Genomic DNA, 22,538 nt, shown 5'->3' with positions numbered 1-22,538 from the left:
TCAGATGACAGGGGCTTTTTTTATGAAAATTTTTTTAGCGTTTTTATCTATTTAAATCCCCTTTCACGCCTATAAGCGCGCTACCGTACAGACACTCCTCCCGAAAAAGCAGACACTCGCAACCTAACCGATCCTACGTACGAATTAACCACGGTCGGAAATGCCTGTAACACTATTACCGAGAGGATTTAACTAATGCGCTCTAAATTAACTAGCTTTTCTGGCGTCCACAAATGGCTGATGCTGGCAGCGTTTACTACTGCCTTAGCCGCTTGTGGCGATGATGGCCGGGATCCCGTCCTCGGTAACGAAGGCAATGTTGCTTTATCTCCTACAGTGACCGCGGTCACTCCGGCGAACGATGCAACTGACGTCACCGTGGTTGATCCTTTGATCACCGCCCAGTTCAGTGAAGCCGTAAGCCCGCTGACCACAAGTAACTTCACCGTTACCTGTGCAAGCCCCTGTACCAGCCCTACCGGCACTGTAACCATGAATGCCGCCAATACCATGGCAACATTTACGGTCACCAGCCCGGCGATGCTGGATCCGTTAACGCTGTATACCGCAACTATTCATAATGCGACCAGCAGCTCTACCGGCCTGTCGCTAGCCCAGCCCTTTGTTTGGGAATTCACGACCGGTCCGACGCCGGATACTACACGGCCCCAGGTAACGGTAACGCAACCTGCGACCAGTGATCCGGGCCCGACTGCTGGAGTAGCGATAAATACCGCTATCTCTGCAGCATTCAGTGAAGCTATGCTGGCGACTACCATTACCAGCAGTAGCTTTACCCTGACTTGCGCATCACCTTGCGTAGCGCCTACCGGCGCAGTGTCTTACGATGCTGCCTCGCGTATTGCAGTATTTGAACCGGCCCAGGATCTCGCCGTGTCGACCACCTACACAGCGACTATCGTAAGCACAGTGACTGATCTTGCCGGCAATGAGCTGGCGGGTAATCAGACCCCACTGAGCGGACCAAGCAACTATGTCTGGGAATTCACCACAGGCGCGGCGGCTGATACAACACGGCCGCAGGTTACAGTGACTGACCCGCTGACAACGTCGCCGGGCCCGACCACGAATGTTCCGGTCAACACCACTGTTTCTGCAGTTTTCAGTGAAGATATGCTAGCCACAACTGTTACTGGTACCACTTTTACGGTTACCTGTGAAACACCTTGTGTATCGCCTGCCGGTGATGTTTCTTATGAACTGGCATCGCGCAGCGCCGTGTTTACCCCGGACCAGAATCTGGATTGGGAAACCACTTATACAGCCACTATTAGCAGCACAGTTACCGACCTTGCTGGTAACGAGTTATCTGGTAACCAGGGTTCAGCTGGCACCGTAAGTGATTACGTATGGGAATTCACCACCGGTATTACGCCAGATACGACTCGTCCGCGGGTTACTCTGACTGAGCCGTTGACTACCGATCCGGGCCCTACTGCCAACGTTCCGATTAACACTGGTATTACTGCTGTGTTCAGCGAAGATATGCTAGCAACCACCGTTACCGGTACCAGCTTTACGCTGACATGTGAAACGCCTTGTGTGTCTCCGACCGGTGATGTTACCTATGTTGTCGCTTCACGTAGCGCAGTATTTACGCCAGACCAAAACCTGGACGAAGGCACAACCTATACCGCGACAATCGAAAGCACCGTCACCGATGTGGCTGCTAACGAACTTGCCGGCAATCAGGGTTCTGTACTCAACGCCAGCGACTATATCTGGATGTTTACTACGGTTGCTGCGGCACCGTCTACAAACATCTCTGTGGCGTCAACAGACCCCATGGACACGGATATGCTGGCGGTTTGTCCGAATGCCAGCGTGAACGCTACCTTCGACATACCATCAGGTACCCGTCTTGACCCGACGACGGTCAATGACATGACCTTCCTGGTATTTGAAGATGCAGATCCGCTAAACACAGTTACTGCTGAATCTATCGAGCTTGATGTGGCAACCGGCACCATCATCACCTTTATTCCGCAAAACCAGCTGGCAGAGAACGTGACTTATCGCGCCACCATAGTAAGCGGCACCAACGGTGTTAAAGATCTTATAGTCCCGGGCAACGAATTAGTTGCTGACTATGAGTGGACCTTTACTACCACAGCGCCAACCCAAAGCTGTCTGCAGCCGGTTGACCTGAATACCGCAGCACCTTTTGGTACCTTTGGCGGCACCGCCGGCGTAACGAACGAAGGCCTGCTCACCATCATTAACGGTGATTTAGGTACCACAGCCGTATCGACTTTAGTGACAGGTTTTGTTTCTGAGCCTGGCTGTGAATATACCATTACTCCGCTGAACGAAGGTAAAGTGAACGGTAAGATCTACACCGCTCCACCACCGCCTACCGTTGCCTGTCCGCAGGATGGCACAGCTGTTACCGAAGCGATTGCTATTCAGGCTCGTCTTGATGCCCAGGCGGCATACCTGGAACTGACCCCGGCGAATATGCCTGGTGGCCAGAATCCTGGTAACGAAAATCTTGGTGGCCTGACGCTGACTCCTGGCATCTACACAGCACAAAGTGGCGCCTTCATGATTCAGGGCAACGATCTGACGCTGGATGGCCAGGGTAACCTCAACGCCGTGTTTGTCTTCCAGATGGCGACAACGCTGACTGTAGGTGGCCCCGGCGCTGACTTCCCGCAAAGCGTGATACTCACTAACGGTGCCCAGGCGAAGAACATCTTCTGGCAAGTCGGTAGTGCAGCAACGATTAACGCTGCTGGTGGTGGCTTTATGAAAGGTACTATTATCGCGCAGGATGGCGTCAGTATCTCCACCTCAGGAAACGTCAATCTCGTGACCTTAGATGGTCGGGCTCTGTCTCTGGGTGCATCGGTTACGGTGGTGAACACCGTGATAAATGTACCGGCAGAGTAATAGACAATATTAATAAGGTTTCAGTGGAGAGTATGATGAAAACAAATAAAATTACCCAAGCGATTGGTGCACTTGCCTTAGTTGGTATAGCTATGCCAGCAGTGGCAACCGACCAGCCCGGATGGTATCTGGGTGCTGGCGGCGGTCCTGCTCGCGCCACCATTGCGAAAGACGAAATTATCGCTGACCTGGCTAACTCAGGTTTCGAAACTAGCGTGTTCCGCTTCGATGACAGAGAATTCGGCTACAAGATCTTCGCCGGTTATAAGTTTAATCAGCATTTCGCATTGGAAGGCGGTTACTTTAACTTAGGTGAGTTTAACTACACCGCAACGACAGTGCCGGCCGGTACCAAAACGGGCGAACTCGATTTTCGCGGGTGGAATCTTGATTTAATTGGCATGTACCCACTTACCGAGCGTTCATCACTGTTCGCCCGGATTGGGGCGCATAATAGTAAGTCGACAGTCGATTTCGTCGGTACCGGCGCAGTGAATGTATTTACGCCGCATTACCAGAAAACCAGCACCCACTATAAAGTCGGTGCAGGTTACCAGTACCAGGTGAACGATTCAGTAGCGCTGCGCTTTGAAGTAGAACGCTATCGTATGGATGACGCGGTCGGTAACCGGGGCGATATCGATCTGTACTCGGTTAATGTACTGTTCCGTTTTGGCGCCACCAGCCATGCACCTGCAAAACAAGTACCGGTTGTTGAGGAACCAGCGACAGCTGCTCCGGCACCAGCACCAGTGGTTGTGGATCAAGTGCGCTATTGCAGCGAGCTGGATATCGAGTTTGAGATTGCCAAGAATGACATCCAGCGCGTCAATCGCGAGCATATGTTGGTTCTTGCGACCTTCCTGGATAAATATCCGGAAACCCGCGCAGTCATTGAAGGCCATACGGATAACGTTGGCAACGATGCGGACAACCTGCGGTTGTCGCAGGAACGTGCGCAAAGTGTGGTTAATTACCTGACGTCAGAGCATGACATCGATGGTGATCGCCTGACTGCTGTAGGCTACGGTGAAACCCGTCCGGTTGCTGACAATGATACCGATGCTGGCAAGCAAGCCAACCGTCGTATCAATGCCATTATCGGTTGTGCTACCGACATTGAAGGCCTGGAGCCGATTCCAGCCCGCATCACCCTGGCAATGGAACTTGAGTTCCCAACCAATGGTTCAACAATTGATCCTAAGTACCACGATCAACTTGGCGACGTTGCGGAATACCTGGAAGCGCATCCTGACCTTACAGTAACCCTGGAAGGCCATACGGATAACGCCAGCCCTGAGATGGCACAGAAAATCTCGCGGGAACGTGCACAAAGTGTTGCCGATTATCTGGTGAAACACTTCACGGTCGACCGTTCGCGGTTGAATGTAGAAGGCTTTGGTGCGACCCGTCGTAATACCTATAACGTCACGGCTTCTGATCGTCAGGATAATCGCCGCGTGAATATCATTCTCGGCTATCCGAATAAGTAATTTGAAGTGAAGATAACCAACGTGCGTCTGGCAGATTCTGTCAGGCGCACGTTTTTTTTTGCGCTACCGGGGATGGTTGTTATCTGGCAGGTAATCCAGCAGGCGATCACATTCGGTTTTCACCACCTGGTAACATTCACAACTTAGCTTTTCGAGTTTTGCGCGATCTAATACCACCATTCTGCCGCGCTGATATTCAATAACGCCGAGTTTTTGCAGTTTCCCCGCAGCCACCGATACACCTTCACGGCGAACCCCCAGCATGTTGGCGATGAGTTCCTGCGTCATGGTCAGCACATTGGAAGGAATGCGATCTAACGACAATAATAACCAGCGGCATAATTGCTGATCGACCGAGTGGTGCCGGTTACAGACCGCGGTCTGGGCCATTTGTGTCATCAGCGACAGGGTATAACGCAGCAACAGCTCATGCAGCTTACTGTGATGTTTAAATTCTTCTCGGAGCACATGCGCCGGTAACTGATAGGCACTGCCTTCACTCTGGACTACCGCCCGGTGCGGTGTACTCCCCCCGCCAAGAAAGATTGCGGTCCCAAGTATGCCGTCATTACCAATAACGGAAATCTCTGCAGAATCGCCGTTTTCCATCACGTAAACTAGTGAAATGATCGAATTAGTGGGAAAAATAACATATTTAAGCTGATCGCCAGATTCATATAAAGATTTCCCCAACGGCAACTTAACCAGCTCAAGATGGGGAGCCAGCCGGGCTTTCACATCATCGGGTAAGGCGCCGAGCAGGTAGTTTTGGTCGCTCGATGATGGTGGTAATTCGCCATTTGGCAATTGTTTTATTGAATTCAAGTGCAGCATCTTCCTTTGATGTTACTCCGTAATTAATTACGCATACTATCTATTATGGGTTTAATTGTAAGCCGGAGGCGCAAAAAAAAATAAAACAGCCGTCTATATTTCGATTTATTAGAACTTATAATGCAACTAATACCACTATTCTTCCCAATTAATTCAGATAAACTGGCGGATGTACATATAGGGGACAGGATTTTTTGATCGTGATCACTGATAACAAACGTAGTTATGGATGGTTGTCCATATTGATCCACTGGATCTCTGCGCTGGTAGTCATAGGCTTGTTTGCGCTTGGCTACTGGATGCTAACTTTAGGCTATTACGATCCATGGTACCGGCTGGGACCCTGGTGGCATAAATCCTTTGGCATGCTGCTGTTGATCCTGACTTTGGTCCGTGTTCTCTGGCGGTTTGCAAACCCAACGCCGACACTCAGCGGCAGTCGTTTTGAGCGCGTTGGCGCCCGGCTGGGTCACTGGCTGTTGTATGCACTGTTACTGCTGACCATGCTAAGTGGTTATCTGATCTCAACCGCTGACGGACGTGGCATTTCGGTATTTGACTGGTTCACCGTGCCGGCTCTTATCACCAGTATCCCGGCGCAGGAAAATTTGGCCGGTGAAGTGCACTGGTATTCGGCATTGGCCTTAGTGATTTTAGCCGGGGGCCACGCCCTGATGGCGTTAAAACATCATTTCTGGGATAAGCATGACACGCTGAAGCGTATGCTTAAACCGCAAAAATAACCCTCTGACAGGAGATAAAAGATGAAGAAATTATTACTAGCATCGTTGGTTTCAGCGGCATTATTAGGCACCACTGCAGCACAGGCTGACGACTATGTGATTGATACTGAAGGTGCGCATGCATTTATCCAGTTCAAGATAAGCCATCTTGGCTATAGCTGGCTGTTAGGACGCTTTAACGATTTTGAAGGCACTTTCAGCTACGATGAAGCGAACCCGGAAGCGGCAAAAGTATCTGTCGTTATTGATGTTGCCAGTATCGATAGTAATCATGCTGAGCGCGACAAACACCTGCGTAGTCAAGATTTCCTGAATGTCAGTGAATTCCCGCGGGCGCAGTTTGAATCAACCAGTTATGTCGCGAACGGTGATGGTACCGGCGTATTGGTCGGTGATTTTACCTTGCATGGCACCACCAAAGAAGTTGCCATTAATGTGAGCGAAATTGGTGCTGGCCCTGATCCATGGGGTGGTTACCGTCGTGGCTTTGAGGGTGCTATTACCTTCGCACCGGCCGACTTTGGTATCAACTATGACCTGGGTCCGGCGGCTGAAACCGTCGAGATCTTTTTATCTATCGAAGGCATCCGTCAGTAAACTGACGACCACTATCAACAGCACTGCGGGTTACTCCCGCAGTGCCTGCTGATAGGCTTTAACGGCATTGACCGGGTCACCCTGGGCGCTGTATGCCTGCGCTAAATCCAGATAAACCCGCCGTGATGGCGCGACATCAGCGGCTTTTCTTAATGCCCGCTGCGCCAGTGAGTAGTCTTTCGTCAGCAGCGATAACTGACCGAGTGCCTGTAGCGCCATGGCGTCATCGGGCTTGCGTTTAAGCGTGTCCTGAATCCATTCCTGCAATTCGGTACCCGGTACTAATAATTCGCCATCAATGAGGTGGGCCAGTTTCAGATCGCCCCGTTTTAAGCCGCGCGCCGCAACCTTGCCGGCCGCTTCAGTGTGTCCGAAATTGATCAGTGCTGCCAGGTAGGCCCGGCGAATCGGGGCAAAGCGCCGCTGCTCACGACTCAGACCACGCCAGTACTGATGCAACTGATCAGAGCCAGAACGTCCCGCTTCCAGCATCAGCTGATGATGAGCGCGCTCGACCAACTGCTGATATTCCGTGGTATTGAACAGCTGTAGCCGCTCGGCGGCCGGCAGTAGCCTGAGCACCTCCTGCCAACGATGCAACCGCACATAAGCGTCAATAGCCAGGCGCAGTAGCTGTGGATGCTGAGGGTATTCTTTGGTTAGTTTTTCCAGCAGTTCGGTGCGTCGCGCAGCCTGTTCCGGCTCGGCCCGCAAGGTCATCAGGGTCTCGGAGAGCTGTAATTTATCGGCCTGCTCAGAGCGAGCCAGCCAGTCGCGGGCCTGGCCAAGTTCGCCAATATGTTGCGCGGCATACCCCGCGAGCATGGCCGTAACGGCATGATGGTCCAGCTGCCAGCTACGGTTAAAAGCGGCTGACGCGGCGCGGTAGTCGCCGTTTAGCAATTGCCGGACGCCATCATCAAATGCCTGCTGCGCTTTGGCCTGGCGGCGCTTGCCAAACCAGCGGACGCCCCAGCGTGTGCTGCGCACCAGGCGCATGATAAGGCCTAGAATAAAGCGCAGCAGGATCACCGCGATCACCAGGAAAATGGCGGCAGCAACCAGACTCGTTTCGATGGTCAGGTGGCCAATAGCGATCAACACATAGCCGGTATTACCCGACCACAGTGGGCCCAGCAGCAGGCCAGCGGCCAGTAACAGAACCAGGATCAATGCTGTTTTCATTCAGCAACCCCCGCAGTGATTTGGTTGGCGAGGCGGTTCAGGAGGGCGGGCGATTTAAGCTCTTCAGGATAGTCAGGCTGCAGCACCAGATCACGAAGTTTGGTTAACTCGTTGCGGGCAAACTGCAGCCCGCCTTGCTCCGGGTCGCCGGTTTCCTCCAGCAGTTCCAGAGCGGTATCGATACTTGCCTCGTAGAGCGCCTGGCGCCCGGTAAGCGCCGCTTGTTGCGCCAGTTGCAACTGTAACAGGGTGCGTTGCTGCACAAGTTCGATATAACTGTCAGAAAGCATAGGTTCGATAGGCTTGTCACGATATTGCACCCGCACCAGTTGATTCATAAGAGTACTGGCCCGTTGCTGCAGGCGTTCGCGCCAGTTACTCGCGGTGGCGTCAGTCGCGCCGTCGGCATCCCGGCCAGCCTGGCGCTGATGCCAGTTGGCGTCCTGCAACTGAGCGTACAAACTGTTTAACTGCATTGCTGCGTCATACTGCTTTGCTTCAGGCAAACTGCGCAGTAGCATGATGTCATCCGCCAGGGCCTGCAGGGCGGACTGATGGGCTGGATTATCCAGTGCTGCCAGATGTGATTCCGCGAGCTTTAGCAGTTCGAGCGCCGCTTTTGGATCCTGATCAATCCATAGCTTGATAGCGGCGCGGTCGGTCAGATTGCGGGCTTCGAGTACCCGCCAGTCGGTTTCCTGAGAAATATCCAGCGCCGCTAACTCGGCTTGTACCGACTGCACGGCTTGCTGGTAGTCGTTCACCCGCTGCTTCTGCTCTTGCAGATAGGAATTCAGCACGCCGGAGAACTGGTCTAATTGCTGGCGCACATGCTGCCGGCTTTGCTCCTGCTGCTTGTCCAGCTTTTCTTCTATCGTTTCCAGCTGATTCTCAAGGTCGGTCTGACGCGCTTCCAGCGTCGCTGTCTGCAGTTGATAGTTTGGCAGCCAGTAGCGGTAGCCATACCAGGCCAAGGCGCTGACTAGTGCGATTACAATAACGAGTAATAACCAGCCCAGATAGCCGCCCCGACGCTGCTGCTTCGCCGGCGCCTTTTTATTGCTCGCGTCGCTGGGTTTAGGGCCCTTGGGCGTAACGGGCTTACTTTGGGGGGCTTTTTCTTTATTTTTTTCTGCATCAGTTGTCATTGTCGGTTTCTTCCTTAAATTTCATGATGGCCTGCTGCCACGCCTCGGCCATAGCAAAAGAAGCAGCACTATCTGCAATAACGGCCCGGGCGCGAATAGCCGAAGGCATCAAGTCGGCCAGCCGCGAACTGGCTACTACCCAATAACACGATGTTAGCCAGCTTAGCGCCTCTTTGGGTACGGCGGCAAGAAAATAGCCAAGCTGTTCAGCACTGCTGACCATAATCCCCCTGATCTCCTGTTGCCAGCGTTCCATGGTGGCTGGCGCAACCGCTTGCGGCTGCCGTTGGTAAACTTCCAGGTAAGTCACTTCTGCGCCGCGGGCACGCAAGGTATCAGCCAGGAGCTCACGACCACCATGGCCGCGCACCAGCAACCAGCGCTGCCCGGCGATCTGCTGCAATTCCGGTAGGGCCAGCAGCGAATCACTGTTATGCCGGCGCCACGGGCAGGTTACGGGCCGACCGACCACAGCTTTGATGGCGCGGGCGCTGGTGGGCCCGACGGCGTACCAGCGCGCGGCGGGCATTGGCAGTTCTGACGCCCACTCCCGCGCTTGTTGCTCAAAGTAAGTAGCGGCATTCACACTGACCATCAGCGCTGCGTCCCAGCTTGCCGATAAGATTTCGGTGAGACTATGATTAGGATCATCATAGCCGCGGATCGCCACCATGCTGGCCGCTTCGGTTTGTAACTGATACTGCTGATCACTGGCACGGTGCTGCAACATCTGCTGAAGTTCAGCAGCCTGGTCAGCCGGGCGCAGGATCAGCACTTTGTTCATGAATGCAGTTCCTGATCCGCGTACACATCAGTGAGGATTTTGCCGGCGCCGCGTGACAGCAGATAGTCCGCCAGTTCAATACCCAGTGCTTCGGCCTGCTCACGTGGGCCGCGGATATCCCCTTGAATAATCTCACTACCATCGGGCCGGCCTACCAGGCCGCGCAAATGAATAGTGTCGCCATGCAGTTCCGCATAGGCCCCAATGGGAACCTGGCAGCCGCCCTGCAACCGGCGATTCATCGAGCGTTCAGCCAGCACGCAACTGCGGGTATCGTTGCAGATTAAGGGCTTGAGCAAAGCTTTGGTCGACTCATCATCAGTGCGGCACTCAATACCCAGCACCCCCTGCCCGTTGGCGGGCAGTGAGATATCTACCGGCAGCCGCTGGCGAATACGCTGACCGAGATCGAGCCGCACCAGCCCGGCGGTCGCCAGAATAATGGCGTCGAATTCGCCGTCATCAAGCTTGCGCAGACGGGTCTGCACATTGCCGCGCAAATCAGCGATCTGTAAATGCGGAAACTGCGCCAGGATCTGGCATTTGCGGCGCAGGCTGCAGGTGCCCACTACCGCATCTTCAGGTAACTCATCCAACGATTTATAGCGGTTGGAGACAAACGCATCGCGAGGGTCTTCACGCTCGCAGATCCCGAATAGCTCCAGCCCCGGCGGAAACTCCACCGGCAAATCTTTCATTGAATGCACGGCTAAATCAGCACGACCCTCGAGCATGGCTACCTCGAGCTCTTTAACGAAGAGGCCCTTACCGCCAATCTTGGCCAGCGGGGTATCGAGAATGACATCGCCGCGGGTACTCATGGGTACCAGGTCGACATGTAAATCTTTGTGCAGCGCTTCCAGCCGCGCTTTAATGTGTTCGGCCTGCCACATGGCCAGCATGCTCTTGCGTGTTGCTATACGTAAAGTCCGGGTCATGCCTGCTCCGGTCGCAAGGTGATGTCGGTGCCTGCCTGCTTACTAGCGGCTTCGCTCAGTAAGGCCCACAGCTCGGCGCCGGTGCGGTTGTCAATCCACACCCCATCGCGGTACTCAAAGTGGTGGCCATTAAATTTGGTCGCTACCCAGAGCTGATGCAAAGGCGGTTGTTTATTGATCACCATCTTAGTGCCGTTCGTGAACGTCAGTTCAAGAATGTCGCCACCGGATTCGCAATCGATATCGACGCCGCACCCCTCTACCGCTTCTTCAATGGCAAGGATGGTCGCTTCGGCCAGTTCATGATATTCCTGCTCTTGCATGTCTACTCCTGATAATGACATTTGTGCGCCGCAATGCGATGATAGGCGCATGGTTTAATTTGCAAATCACTATAGGTACAGTTTACCGATGTTTATGCTGAAAGTAATGCGTCTGATCATTGTAGCAGGTGCGCTTGGATTGGTCGCCTGTGGCCAGAAAGCACCCTTGCAGCAACCTGCTCCGCCAGCAGATAAAAACACCGGCCTGACGGTGGAATTTGCGGTCATCGAATTGGGTCATCATGACGTTTGAATACCGAAATAAACAGCTCCACGCAGAAGACTGCGCGATACGCGATTTAGTGGCCGCCCATGGCACCCCTTTGTATGTCTATTCCCATGCCACCATTGCCGCTAACTGGCAGCGCTTCGCGGACCACTGGCCGGCACCGCACAAACTCTGTTACGCGGTTAAAGCCAATAGTAACCTAGCTATTCTGAACCTACTTGCCAGCCTCGGAGCAGGCTTTGATATTGTCTCGGGCGGCGAGCTGGCGCGGGTACTGGCCGCCGGTGGTAAAGCCGAAGATGTGGTGTTTTCCGGCGTTGGCAAAAGCCGCGCTGAAATGGTGTACGCGCTGGAGCAGAACATCCGCTGCTTCAATGTCGAGTCGGCGGCCGAACTCGAACGGCTCAATGACGTGGCGCTGGAACTAGGTGTGCGCGCGCCGGTTTCGCTGCGGGTTAACCCTGATGTTGACGCGCAAACCCACCCTTATATTGCTACCGGGCTTAAAGCGAATAAGTTCGGTATTGCCATGAAGGATGCGCGGGGCGTGGCAGAGCGAGCAGCTAACCTGCCCGGCATCGTTCTGTGTGGCCTCGATTGTCATATTGGTTCGCAAATCCTTAAAGTCAGCCCCTTCCTGGATGCTGCCGATCGGATGCTGGCGCTGATCAGGGAGTTGCGGGAACAAGGTATTGAAATTGACCACCTGGATATGGGTGGCGGAATTGGCATCCCTTATCAGCAGGAAGACGCAGCCGATGTGAGCGGTTACTTACAGGCGCTGCGCAAACGCGCTGAAGCGGTCGGTGGCCTGACGCTGCTGCTGGAACCGGGGCGGGCCATAGTCGGCAATGCCGGGGTGTTAGTCACTGAGGTTGAGTATTATAAGCCAGGTGTAGATAAAAATTTTCTGCTGGTTGATGCCGGTATGAACGATCTGATCCGCCCGGCGCTGTATCAGGCGTATCATGCGATTCAGCCAGTGAAGCAGAGCGCAGAAGACGCTAACCTGGTCGATGTGGTGGGGCCGGTGTGTGAGACCGGCGACTTTTTCGGCCATGCCCGGCATCTGGCGGCGCAGGAAGGCGACTTGCTGGCTATTATGAACGCGGGCGCTTATGGTTTTACTATGAGTTCGAATTACAACACCCGTCCGCGTGCTGCTGAGATTATGGTTGCTGGCAGCGATGTGCATGTGATCCGGCAGCGCGAGCAGCTCGAAGATTTATGGAAAGGCGAACAGTTGATGGAGAAACTGCGGTGAATTTTGCCAAAATGCACGGGCTCGGCAATGACTTTATGGTGATTGATAACGTCACCCAGAACTTTTACGTCAACCCTGAGCAGATCCGTCAGTGGGCTGATCGTCATCGCGGTATTGGTTTTGATCAACTGCTACTGGTGGAACCGCCCTATGACCCGGATCTGGATTTTCACTATCGGATTTTTAATGCCGATGGCTCTGAAGTGGCCCAGTGCGGCAACGGCGCTCGCTGCTTTGCACTCTTTGTCCGGCTCAAAGGCCTGAGTAATAAAAACCATCTGCGGGTGAGTACCAAAGCCGGTAAAATGGTACTGCACCATGAGCGCGACGGACAGATCACCGTTGAAATGGGTGAGCCCGAATTTGTACCGGCGAATGTACCTTTTAAAGCAAATAAAGAAGAACTGACTTACGTGATCCGCGAGCAGGAAGAGACAGTGCTTTGTGGTGTTATGGGGCTGGGTAATCCGCACTGCGTTATTGAAACGGAAAATATTGCCGAGGCGCCCGTGGCGACGCTGGGCAAGCTGCTGGCCACCCATGAGCGCTTTCCGGAAGGCGTTAATGTGGGGTTTATGCAGGTGTTAGATCGTGACCGGGTTAAGTTACGGGTATATGAACGCGGCGTTGGTGAAACGCAGGCCTGTGGTAGTGGCGCCTGCGCGGCGGCGGTAATTGGGATGCGCCAGGGAAAACTGGCGGAACAGGTGCAGGTGGAGTTACCTGGTGGCAATCTGACGATTCGCTGGCAGCCAGGACAAACCGTGCGGATGACAGGTCCGGCCGAGCACGTTTTTGACGGATACATAAAATTATGACAAATGAAGCTAAAAAGGCCACCACGCCAGTTGTTGACGACAGTCTGATTGCCTCTTATCTGGAAGAGAATCCGGATTTCTTTGAGCGGCACCCGGCGTTGCTGCAGCAAATGAGCCTGCGGCATAGCCAGCGCGGCGCGGTATCCCTGGTTGAGCGGCAGCAACAAGTGCTGCGTGACCGGATCCGCCTGATGGAAGAAGAAATCACCGATCTGATGACCACGGCGCGGCGCAATGAAGAGCTGTTTCGCTATTACAGCGAGCTGTATGTGAAGTTGCTGGGCTGCCGCAGTCTGGATGAAGTCATGGACAGCTTGCAACAGACCTTCGCTGAGCAGCTGAATATGCCGGCCCTGTCGCTGAAATTTTTTGACAGCCCGCTGGATCTGGATGAACAATTCACCTTTGCCGCAGACACGCACAAGCAACTGCTGAGTAAGCGCTTTGCTGATGGTCCCGTCTACCTGGGACGGCTTACCGGCGATGAGCAGCGCCTGCTGTTCCCTGCCGAGTCGATCGCTTCAGTGGCGCTGTTGCTGCTGGGTGATAAGGGCGAACTGGGTATGCTGGCGATTGGCAACCAGGATGCCGGACACTTTGAACCGGCCATGGACACCTTGCTGGTGCGGCAATTACAGGCGCTGCTGAGTATGATTCTGCCGCCCTTGTTAGCACATCATGATACTGCCTGATGCACTGACCCGCTTTATTAACCATCTGGCCGGCGAGCGTGGTCTCGCCGAGCTGACCCTATCAAGTTATTCCCGCTTGCTGAGCGAAGATATTGAAACCCTGCAGCAGGATCGCATAAGCAAACCCGATCAACTGACACTACCCGTACTTGAGCGACTTTTTGTCAGCTGGCGTCGCCGTGGCCTGGGTGATGCCTCGCTGGCATTACGACTGGCCGCGTGGCGGACTTTCTGTGGTTATCTCGTTCGTGAACATGTACTCGCTGACAATCCGGCCAGCCAGCTGAAGGCGCCGCGGGGCGCTAAACGCCTGCCCAAAAATCTTGATGCTGATAGCATTAGCCAGCTACTGCAATTACCCCAGAACGAACCGCTGGCACTGAGGGATGCCGCCATGATGGAGCTGCTCTATGGTAGCGGCCTGCGACTGGCGGAACTGGTGGCGCTGGATGTTGATTCGATCAACCCGCGGCATCGTGAATTACGGGTACTGGGTAAAGGCAGTAAAACCCGCATTGTGCCCTATGGGCGCTTTGCCGCTGCGGCCATTGAGCGCTGGTTGCCGGTGCGCACCAGCTGGCTGCATGGGCAGCTGCAAGAAGTGGCGTTATTTATTACGCAGCGCCAGACCCGGATCAGTCCCCGTGCGGTGCAGCAGCGCCTGAATCACTGGGGCCAGCAGCAGGGCCTTTCCAGCCCCTTGCATCCGCACAAGCTGCGTCACTCGTTTGCGTCACATATGTTAGAATCCAGTGGTGATTTACGCGCCGTGCAGGAGTTACTGGGGCATGCCAACCTCAGCACCACCCAGGTGTATACGCACCTGGATTTCCAGCATCTGGCCAAAGTCTACGACGGAGCCCATCCGCGGGCGCGGAAAAAATAACTGAACAGGATCTGCCATGCAGTTTTTTCGCCGTCTGCACCCGGTGCAGGCGCTTAGTTTTGATTTAGACGACACCCTTTATCCCAACGCCCCCGTTATGCGTGCCGCTGAACAGGCCGTGCATGCTTATCTGTGTGAGCGTCACCCGCAGGTCGCCCACTGGACCGCCGAAGACTGGGCGCGGCGCCGGCTGCATATTATGGGGCGCGATCAGGATCTGGCCAGTGACATGACAGCGCTGCGGCTTGCCACGCTCTGTGAGGGCTTTCGGGAGGCCGGTGTCGGCGAAGCAGAAGCTGCCGCCGAAGCGGCGCTGCAGGAATTTCTGAAACATCGCAATGCTGTTGAGATGGATACGAGCACCCACGACAATCTGGAACGCCTGGCGGCGCATTATCCGTTGTTTGCCTTAAGCAACGGCAATGTCAGCGTCGATGCGATAGGGCTGGCGCCATACTTCACTGGCATTTTGCAGCCTGGTAAAGGGCGCCGCGGTAAGCCGCACCCGGATATGTTCAGTGAAGCCCGGCAACTGCTGCCGGATATTCCGCCTTCGGGCTGGCTGCATATCGGCGACAGCCCGAGCGCCGATGTGTTTGGTGCGCGCCGGGCTGGCTGGCAGACGGCCTGGTACACTGGCGGCCTGGGCCTTAGCGATCAACTGCAGGTACTGCCTACCCTGGCTTTTGACGACCTCGGACGACTGACGGATTTTCTTCTCAAAGACAAACAGCAGCGCTAACGGCGATAACTGGTTGCATATACAGTACTCGCTGATTAAACTGCCTGCAGACACGAGACTCATTACCAATGGATAAGCAGATGGCAACACACCCTTTACTGGCCGAACTGAATGACAAACAGCGCGAAGCTGTGGGTGCCGATGAGCGCCACATGCTGGTGCTGGCTGGCGCGGGCAGCGGCAAAACCCGGGTGCTGGTGCATCGTATTGCCTGGCTGTTGCAAACGCAGCAGGTATCGCCCTACAGCATCATGGCCGTAACCTTTACCAACAAGGCTGCCGCAGAGATGCGCGGCCGGGTGGAGCAGTTGCTGGGCAGCTCGGTGCGGGCCATGTGGATAGGTACTTTCCATGGGCTGGCGCACCGTCTGCTGCGGGCGCATTATATGGATGTAGGGCTGCCACAGAATTTTCAGATCCTCGACAGTGATGATCAGCAGCGGCTGATGAAACGCATCATCCGCAGTATGAACCTGGATGAAAAGCGCTGGCCGGCCAAGCAAGCACAGTGGTACATCAACGGTAAGAAAGACGAAGGGCTGCGACCGCACCATCTGAACAGTTACGATATTAACGAACGCACCTTAAATGAAATCTACGAAGGCTATCAGGTGGCCTGTGACCGGGCCGGCTTAGTGGATTTTGCCGAACTGCTGCTGCGAGCCCATGAGCTGATCCGTGATAACGCCATTATCCGCGACCATTATCAGCGGCGCTTCCGGCATATTCTGGTGGATGAGTTCCAGGATACTAACTCGATTCAGTACGCCTGGATTAAATTGCTGTCCGGGGCGGGCAATGGTTCCGCTGCGCCAAGCTATGTCGCTATTGTCGGTGACGATGATCAATCCATTTATGGCTGGCGCGGCGCCAAGGTCGAGAATATTCAGCAGTTTCTGCGCGACTATCCCGATGTGCTGACGATCCGCCTGGAGCAGAACTATCGCTCAACGAATACCATACTGACCGCCGCGAACGCGGTGATTGCCAATAACCGGGACCGGCTGGGTAAAGAGCTCTGGACCGAAGGCAATAGCGGTGATCCTATTGAACTCTATGCCGCCTTCAACGAAATGGATGAAGCCCGCTATATCGCCGGCCAGATTGAAAGCTGGCATGAAAAGGGCAATGCCCTGCAGGACGTCGCCCTGCTGTACCGCAGTAACGCCCAGTCACGGGTGCTCGAAGAAGCGCTGCTGCATGCGCGTATTCCTTACCGTATCTATGGCGGTCTGCGCTTCTTTGACCGCCAGGAAGTCAAAGACGCTCTGGCCTATTTGCGCCTGCTGGCCAGCCGCAACGACGACGCGGCACTGGAGCGGGTGATTAATACCCCGACCCGCGGTATTGGTAATCGCACTATCGAGATTATTCGTTCGGCCGCCCGCGAGCGCGCCTTACCCTTATGGGAAGCTGCGCGGCAACTGGTGGTTGAGAAAATCCTGACTGGTCGCGCGTCCAATGCGGTGGCAGGCTTTCTGGAACTCATTAACCAGTTAGAAGATGAAACCGACGAATTCAGCCTGGGACGGCAGGTCGATGTGGTGATTAAACGTAGTGGCCTGATGGCGATGTACGAAGCCGAAAAAGGTGAGAAGGCCGAAACCCGCGTTGAAAACTTAAAAGAACTGGTCAACGCCTGCGATAACTTCGACGCCTTCGGCGGCCAGTACAATGAAGAGGAAGACGAAAACCTCACGCCGCTGAATGGCTTCCTGGCACACGCTGCGCTGGAGTCCGGTGAAGAACAGGCGGACGAACATCAGGATGCGGTGCAGTTAATGACCTTACACAGCGCCAAAGGTCTGGAGTTTCCGCTGGTGTTTATGACCGGCGTGGAAGAAGGGCTGTTCCCCTCACAGCAGTCGATGGACGAACCCGGCCGGCTCGAAGAAGAGCGGCGGCTGTGTTACGTGGGCATGACCCGGGCGATGGAAAAACTGGTGCTGACTTATGCTGAGCAGCGCCGCATTTACGGTACTGATCATATGCACCGGGTAAGCCGCTTTGTAGGCGAGATCCCGGCGGAACTGCTGCACCATGTGCGCATGCAAAGCCGCATGGATCCCAGTGCCGGGCGTGAACTGGGGCGCTTTCATAGTGGTGCCAGTCATCAGGCCTTTGAGCAGACCGGTTTTCAGCTGGGCGAGCGCGTGCGGCACAGTAAATTTGGTGAAGGCACCGTCCTTAATTACGAGGGTAGCGGTCCGCAAAGCCGCATCCAGGTTAATTTTGACGAACTTGGCAGCAAATGGCTGGTGGTCGGTTACGCCCGTCTGGACCGGTGCTGATGGACCAGGGTGTCTACGCTATATAAAGCCAGCGCCGCCCAGATAATCCCGAAAGTCACCAGTTTATCCGTGGCCAGCGGTTCACCGTAAACCCATACCGCCAGAATAAACATCATGCTGGGGCCAATGTACTGGAAGAACCCAAGCGTGGAATAGCGGATGCGCTGGGCTGCCGCAGTAAAGCACAGCAGCGGGGCGGTCGTCACGATGCCGGCGGCCACCAGCAGGCTGTTGAGCTGCCAGCTGTTTAAGGTCATATCGGCCGCTGCAGATTCAGCGATAAACGCCAGATAAAACAGCACAATAGGTAGCAAAATCAGGGTTTCCAGCCAGAGGCCGGTAATTGAATCCACCGGCAGCCGCTTACGAATGGCGCCATAGGTGGCGAAGCTAAAGGCCAGGGTCAGCGCTATCCAGGGCACGGATCCGAACGAGATAATCTGAATCATGACGCCGGTGACCGCCAGTCCGATGGCAAGCAGTTGCATCTTGCGCATCCGCTCAGCAAAAAATGCCATGCCGATAGCCACGTTCAGCAGGGGGTTGATGTAATAGCCCAGGCTGGCATCAAGAATGTGATCATTGTTGATGGCCCAGATAAACAGAAACCAGTTTCCCGCCAGCAAGAACGTCGCCAGCGTGAGCTTCAGCATATGCGAACGATTACGCAGGATCGGCATAATACGATCGAGCCGTCGCAACAGCAGAATCAACATCAGCACCAGTACGAACGACCAGAGGATCCGGTGGCTCAGGATCTCCAGCGCCGGCACCGCCTGCAGCAGCTTAAAGTAAATCGGGGCAACGCCCCACATGGTGTAAGCGGCGATAGCAAAAAGTACACCCTGGCGGCCACGAAGGGCAGAATCGGTCATGGCGAAGCGATCTCAATATGCATATGTATGATACCTGCGCAGCCGGTGACGGAATATTACGTAAATAGTCCGGTTACGGTGGTGCTCAGGGCGAGGGATGCATACAATAGAGCCAATCAATGACCGCCGTCAATCGGAGTATCTGTTTTGCCTTCACACCCCCTGTCAAAAGTCCTTGCCGAAGTATTTGGTTACACGGGATTCCGTGAGGGCCAGCAGCAGGTAATAGACGCTGTCGCAGCGGGCCGTGACGCGCTGGTGCTGATGCCTACCGGCGGCGGTAAGTCGCTGTGCTATCAGCTGCCGGCGATCCAAAGCGATGGCCTGACGGTGGTGATCTCACCGCTGATCTCGCTGATGCAGGATCAGGTTGAAGCCTTGCAGGCTATGGGGGTGGCCGCTGCTGCCTTGCACAACGGCATGAGCAGCGAAGAAGCTGCCGCCATCAGCCAGCAATTACAGGAAAACGCCATCCGCTTACTTTATGTGAGCCCGGAACGCGCCCTGCAACCGTATTTTACCCGGCAGCTACAGCAATGGCCGGTACAGCTCATCGCCATTGATGAAGCCCACTGTATTTCGCAGTGGGGACATGACTTCCGGCCTGAATACGGGCAACTCGGTAGTTTGCGCGAGATGCTGCCGCAAGTGCCTTTTATGGCCCTTACCGCAACCGCCGATGCTGCCACCCAGGCCGATATCGCCAGCCGGCTGCATCTGCACGATCCGGTTATTTATAAAGGCTCGTTCGATCGCCCTAATATCCGTTATGTGGTCGAAGACAAATACAAACCCCAGAAACAGGTGCGTGACTATATTGCGCGGCAGCGTGGCGCCTCGGGTATTGTTTATTGCGGCAGCCGCAAGAAAGTTGAAGACCTGGCTGAAAAGCTGCATCAGGATGGTATTAAAGCCGCCGCTTATCACGCTGGCCTGGACCATAAGATCCGCGAACAGGTGCTGCGCGGATTTGTTCGCGATGATATTGATGTGGTGGTGGCTACGGTGGCCTTTGGTATGGGTATTAATAAGCCAAACGTGCGCTTTGTGGTGCATTTTGATGTGCCGCGCAGCGTTGAAGCCTATTACCAGGAAACCGGCCGGGCCGGCCGGGATGGGCTGCCTGCCGAAGCGCTGCTGCTTTATGACCCCTCTGATGCCGCCTGGATCCGCAGCATTATTAATGAGCAGGCCGATGAAGATCGCCGCCGGGTGGAACAGCACAAATTCGCCGCTATGCAGTCACTGGGTGAGGGGCAGACCTGCCGCCGGCTGATGCTGCTGAACTATTTTAATGAATATCGCGATAATGCCTGTGGCAACTGTGATATTTGCCTGGATCCGCCACGCCAGTACGATGGTACCGTCGACGCGCAGAAAGTGCTCTCGTGCATCTATCGGGTGGAACAGCGGTTCGGCATGAACCATGTGATTGATGTGCTGCGCGGTAGCAAATCCCAGCGCCTCACCGAACTGGGCCATCAGCAGCTGTCGACCTATGGTATCGGCGCCGAGCAAAGTCATGAGTACTGGCTGGCGGTGACTCGCCAGCTGATCCATCGTGGTCTGGTAGTTCAGAATATTCAGCAGTACGGCGTATTACAGCTGACTCAGGCGGCGCGCCAGGTACTCAAAGGTGAGGTGGCGCTGCAACTGGCTGAACCCCGTATCAATCTGGTGGTCAGTAAGCCGCGCGTTGCTGATCGGGGCGACTACGATAAGGTGCTGTTCCGGCGCCTGCGGGCGTTGCGCAAAGCCATTGCCGATGCGGAGGAAGTGCCGCCGTTTGTGGTATTTAACGACACCACCCTGGTGGAAATGGCGGTGCATTATCCCACGGATAAAACCGCCCTGCTGGAGATTACCGGCGTGGGCCAGAAGAAACTCGAACGCTATGGTACCGAGTTTCTGTCCGCCATTACCGCCTATCTGGATGCCGACGATGAGCCGCTACTGAGCTTCTGACTGTTAGCCGGCAGCCAGGTAGTACTGCCACAGCTCCAGCAACACAGGAATTAGTGAGGCCACCAGAATCAGTGCCATGGTAATATTGAAAATACGGCGCATGGTGGCGGTTTTCAGCACTTTGCGCAGCAGCGATCCAAATACCAGCCAGACCCCAACACAGGGGAAGGCCATCAGCAGGAAGGCTGCGGTAATGGCCAGTACTTCCATCACCAGATTGCCATCCACCGTAGTAAATGCGGCCACCGCACCGGATGCCATCACCCAGGCCTTCGCATTCACCCACTGAAACAATGCTGCCTGCCAGAAGCTGAACGGCTTACGTTCGGTTTTTATAATTGGCGAGGGTTCGGCGGTGGCAATGCGCCACGCCAGCCAGAACAGATAGATCACGCCCAGAATCTTAATCAGCTGATGCAGATTAGGAAAACGCTCAAACACCACGCCAAACCCAAAGCCAACCAGTAACACCATCAGCGGGAAGCCCAGGCAAATGCCCAAAAAGTGCGGCAAGCTGGCGCGCACCCCATAGTTCATGCCGGATGACATGATCATCACGTTATTCGGACCCGGCGTGATGGTGGTGGAAAAGGCGAAGAAAAGAACGGCAATAAAAATTTCCATGATCTGTTCACTGTATAAGGGTCTATATTGTAGATACTAAAGAGTTCGCAGATGCCAGGCAATACGAAGGAGATATTATGAAGCTATGGACCTCGGCCCCTGGATTAATGGTTGCCCTGTTGATCACGCTTAGCCCCGCTGCCGGTCAGGAGCAGCCTCAGGCAGAATCCCAAGCAAAATACCAGGCACAGCCCAGCGAACCGCTGCAGGTTGCGGTGCGGGTCAGCCCCCCTTTTGTGATAAAAAACGAACAGGGCGAGTACAACGGCCTGACGATTCGCCTGTGGGAGCGCATTGCCGAGCAGAACGGCTATGATTACGAGTACCGGGAAACCGGCCTGACGGAACTGCTCGATGGGGTTGAGCAGCAGCGCTTTGATATCGGCCTGGGTGCTATTTCGGTAACCGCCGATCGCGAAAGCCAAATCGATTTCAGCCAGCCTTTCTATAATGCGGGGCTTGGCATCGCGATACCCGACAAGACCGGAAATTCATGGTGGTACGTGGCGCAACGCTTTATCAGTGTTGAGTTTATGAGTGTGCTGCTGGCGCTGTTTGCCATTCTGTTGCTTGCCGGTTGGGCGCTGTGGCTATTCGAGCGGCGTCACAACCAGGACGAATTCAGTCCTTACGCCAGTCGCGGTGTGGGTGCCGGCTTCTGGTGGGCCGCCGTTACCATGACCACCGTGGGTTATGGCGATAAGTCGCCGCGCACCCTGCCTGGACGCGTGGTCGCTTTTATCTGGATGTTTACTAGCGTGATTATTATTTCGAGCTTTACCGCATCGATAGCGTCATCGCTCACGGTCGGCCAGCTGGCCAGCCAGGTCGAAAGTCAGGATGATCTGGTCAATGTACGTGTCAGCAGCGTACCGGGCTCCTATAGTGCCGCCTGGCTTGAGCGTCGCAACATTGGCTATCAGAAGTATGACAATCTGGAAGCCGCGCTGGCCAGCGTTGACAACGGCGAGGCCGATGCCGCGGTATACGATGCGCCACTGATGAAGTATTTGCTGCGCCAGCAGGATTTCGAACTGACTACGCTCCCCGCCACGTTTGCTCCGCAGGACTACGCGATTGTGCTGCAGCAAGGTGACGCGCGACGTGAGCAGATCAATCTGGCCCTGTTACGCCATACCCGCACCGCCGAGTGGCGCGAACTGGTCAGCGATTATCTGGGAGATTCCCTGTAAG

General features: G+C 54.9%; 21 protein-coding genes. 13 read left to right on the top strand and 8 right to left on the bottom strand.

Annotation, left to right across the window (positions count from 1 at the left end; all coding sequences use genetic code 11):
- Positions 1-195 precede the first annotated feature (195 nt).
- Positions 196-2,913, top strand: coding sequence for an Ig-like domain-containing protein (locus tag IDSA_RS09195; protein WP_232221290.1), 2,718 nt, complete (start codon positions 196-198; stop codon positions 2,911-2,913).
- 35 nt (positions 2,914-2,948) lie between these two features.
- Positions 2,949-4,406 carry an OmpA family protein gene (locus IDSA_RS11905; protein WP_051986207.1) on the top strand — a complete coding sequence of 486 codons (1,458 nt, stop codon included), beginning with the start codon at positions 2,949-2,951 and terminating at the stop codon, positions 4,404-4,406.
- A 63-nt stretch (positions 4,407-4,469) separates the two neighbouring features.
- Here the strand turns inward: IDSA_RS11905 and IDSA_RS09185 are convergent, their stop codons facing one another.
- Positions 4,470-5,237, bottom strand: coding sequence for a Crp/Fnr family transcriptional regulator (locus tag IDSA_RS09185; RefSeq protein ID WP_415752596.1), 768 nt, complete (start codon positions 5,235-5,237; stop codon positions 4,470-4,472).
- 203 nt (positions 5,238-5,440) lie between these two features.
- Between IDSA_RS09185 and IDSA_RS09180 the strand changes: the two genes are divergently transcribed.
- Both IDSA_RS09180 and IDSA_RS09175 read left to right on the top strand, forming a co-directional pair.
- Positions 5,441-5,983, top strand: a complete 543-nt coding sequence (locus tag IDSA_RS09180) for a cytochrome b (protein WP_034776162.1) — start codon at positions 5,441-5,443, stop codon at positions 5,981-5,983.
- A 21-nt stretch (positions 5,984-6,004) separates the two neighbouring features.
- Positions 6,005-6,580, top strand: coding sequence for a YceI family protein (locus tag IDSA_RS09175; protein WP_034776161.1), 576 nt, complete (start codon positions 6,005-6,007; stop codon positions 6,578-6,580).
- A gap of 30 nt (positions 6,581-6,610) precedes the next feature.
- Here IDSA_RS09175 and IDSA_RS09170 read toward each other — a convergent pair whose 3' ends face one another.
- Genes IDSA_RS09170 through cyaY form a run of 5 tightly spaced genes read right to left on the bottom strand, consistent with a single transcriptional unit; the run spans position 6,611 to position 10,958 of the window.
- Positions 6,611-7,765, bottom strand: coding sequence for a heme biosynthesis HemY N-terminal domain-containing protein (locus IDSA_RS09170; RefSeq protein WP_034776160.1), 1,155 nt, complete (start codon positions 7,763-7,765; stop codon positions 6,611-6,613).
- Positions 7,762-8,913: a uroporphyrinogen-III C-methyltransferase gene (locus IDSA_RS09165; protein WP_034776159.1), complete on the bottom strand. Its 1,152-nt coding sequence runs from the start codon at positions 8,911-8,913 to the stop codon at positions 7,762-7,764. The genes IDSA_RS09170 and IDSA_RS09165 overlap by 4 nt, the downstream gene beginning before the upstream one ends.
- Entirely contained in the window at positions 8,903-9,697 is a 795-nt protein-coding gene (locus IDSA_RS11900; RefSeq protein ID WP_051986206.1) for a uroporphyrinogen-III synthase, read from the bottom strand. Before IDSA_RS11900 ends, IDSA_RS09165 begins: the two co-directional genes overlap by 11 nt.
- Entirely contained in the window at positions 9,694-10,635 is a 942-nt protein-coding gene (gene hemC / locus IDSA_RS09155; RefSeq protein WP_034776158.1) for a hydroxymethylbilane synthase, read from the bottom strand. The genes IDSA_RS11900 and hemC overlap by 4 nt, the downstream gene beginning before the upstream one ends.
- A complete protein-coding gene (gene cyaY / locus IDSA_RS09150) occupies positions 10,632-10,958 on the bottom strand; it encodes an iron donor protein CyaY (protein WP_034776157.1) in 327 nt (108 codons plus the stop codon). Before cyaY ends, hemC begins: the two co-directional genes overlap by 4 nt.
- A gap of 94 nt (positions 10,959-11,052) precedes the next feature.
- Here cyaY and lptM point away from each other — a divergent pair, with 94 nt between their 5' ends.
- The 7 genes from lptM to uvrD all read left to right on the top strand — a co-directional run bounded on the left by lptM (position 11,053) and on the right by uvrD (position 17,880).
- Positions 11,053-11,211 (top strand): LPS translocon maturation chaperone LptM, encoded by a 159-nt coding sequence (lptM, locus tag IDSA_RS12105; protein ID WP_156959155.1) that lies wholly within the window; start codon positions 11,053-11,055, stop codon positions 11,209-11,211.
- Entirely contained in the window at positions 11,201-12,451 is a 1,251-nt protein-coding gene (gene lysA / locus IDSA_RS09145) for a diaminopimelate decarboxylase (RefSeq protein ID WP_034776156.1), read from the top strand. The genes lptM and lysA overlap by 11 nt, the downstream gene beginning before the upstream one ends.
- An 11-nt stretch (positions 12,452-12,462) precedes the next feature.
- Entirely contained in the window at positions 12,463-13,269 is an 807-nt protein-coding gene (gene dapF / locus IDSA_RS09140) for a diaminopimelate epimerase (RefSeq protein WP_332248931.1), read from the top strand.
- Positions 13,266-13,961 carry a DUF484 family protein gene (locus IDSA_RS09135; RefSeq protein WP_034776154.1) on the top strand — a complete coding sequence of 232 codons (696 nt, stop codon included), beginning with the start codon at positions 13,266-13,268 and terminating at the stop codon, positions 13,959-13,961. The genes dapF and IDSA_RS09135 overlap by 4 nt, the downstream gene beginning before the upstream one ends.
- A complete protein-coding gene (locus tag IDSA_RS09130) occupies positions 13,948-14,847 on the top strand; it encodes a tyrosine recombinase XerC (protein ID WP_034776153.1) in 900 nt (299 codons plus the stop codon). The genes IDSA_RS09135 and IDSA_RS09130 overlap by 14 nt, the downstream gene beginning before the upstream one ends.
- 16 nt (positions 14,848-14,863) lie before the next feature.
- Positions 14,864-15,589, top strand: a complete 726-nt coding sequence (locus IDSA_RS09125) for an HAD-IA family hydrolase (protein ID WP_034776152.1) — start codon at positions 14,864-14,866, stop codon at positions 15,587-15,589.
- A gap of 80 nt (positions 15,590-15,669) precedes the next feature.
- Positions 15,670-17,880, top strand: coding sequence for a DNA helicase II (uvrD, locus tag IDSA_RS09120; RefSeq protein ID WP_034776151.1), 2,211 nt, complete (start codon positions 15,670-15,672; stop codon positions 17,878-17,880).
- On the opposite strand, the gene rarD is transcribed toward uvrD, so the two are convergent.
- On the bottom strand, positions 17,856-18,755 hold the full coding sequence (rarD, locus tag IDSA_RS09115; protein WP_034776149.1) for an EamA family transporter RarD: 900 nt from the start codon (positions 18,753-18,755) through the stop codon (positions 17,856-17,858). The two genes, uvrD and rarD, sit on opposite strands and share 25 nt — an antisense overlap.
- 147 nt (positions 18,756-18,902) lie before the next feature.
- Between rarD and recQ the strand changes: the two genes are divergently transcribed.
- Positions 18,903-20,720 carry a DNA helicase RecQ gene (gene recQ / locus IDSA_RS09110; protein ID WP_034776147.1) on the top strand — a complete coding sequence of 606 codons (1,818 nt, stop codon included), beginning with the start codon at positions 18,903-18,905 and terminating at the stop codon, positions 20,718-20,720.
- Between the two features lie 3 nt (positions 20,721-20,723).
- Here recQ and IDSA_RS09105 read toward each other — a convergent pair whose 3' ends face one another.
- Positions 20,724-21,344, bottom strand: coding sequence for a LysE family translocator (locus tag IDSA_RS09105; protein ID WP_034776146.1), 621 nt, complete (start codon positions 21,342-21,344; stop codon positions 20,724-20,726).
- 77 nt (positions 21,345-21,421) lie between these two features.
- Between IDSA_RS09105 and IDSA_RS09100 the strand changes: the two genes are divergently transcribed.
- Positions 21,422-22,537, top strand: coding sequence for a transporter substrate-binding domain-containing protein (locus IDSA_RS09100; protein WP_051986204.1), 1,116 nt, complete (start codon positions 21,422-21,424; stop codon positions 22,535-22,537).
- Position 22,538 lies beyond the last annotated feature (1 nt).

This window comes from Pseudidiomarina salinarum (genome assembly GCF_000753715.1).
Classification (GTDB): domain Bacteria; phylum Pseudomonadota; class Gammaproteobacteria; order Enterobacterales; family Alteromonadaceae; genus Pseudidiomarina; species Pseudidiomarina salinarum.
Note: the sequence above shows the minus strand (reverse complement) of the source record. Positions and strands in the feature narration are given on the sequence as shown.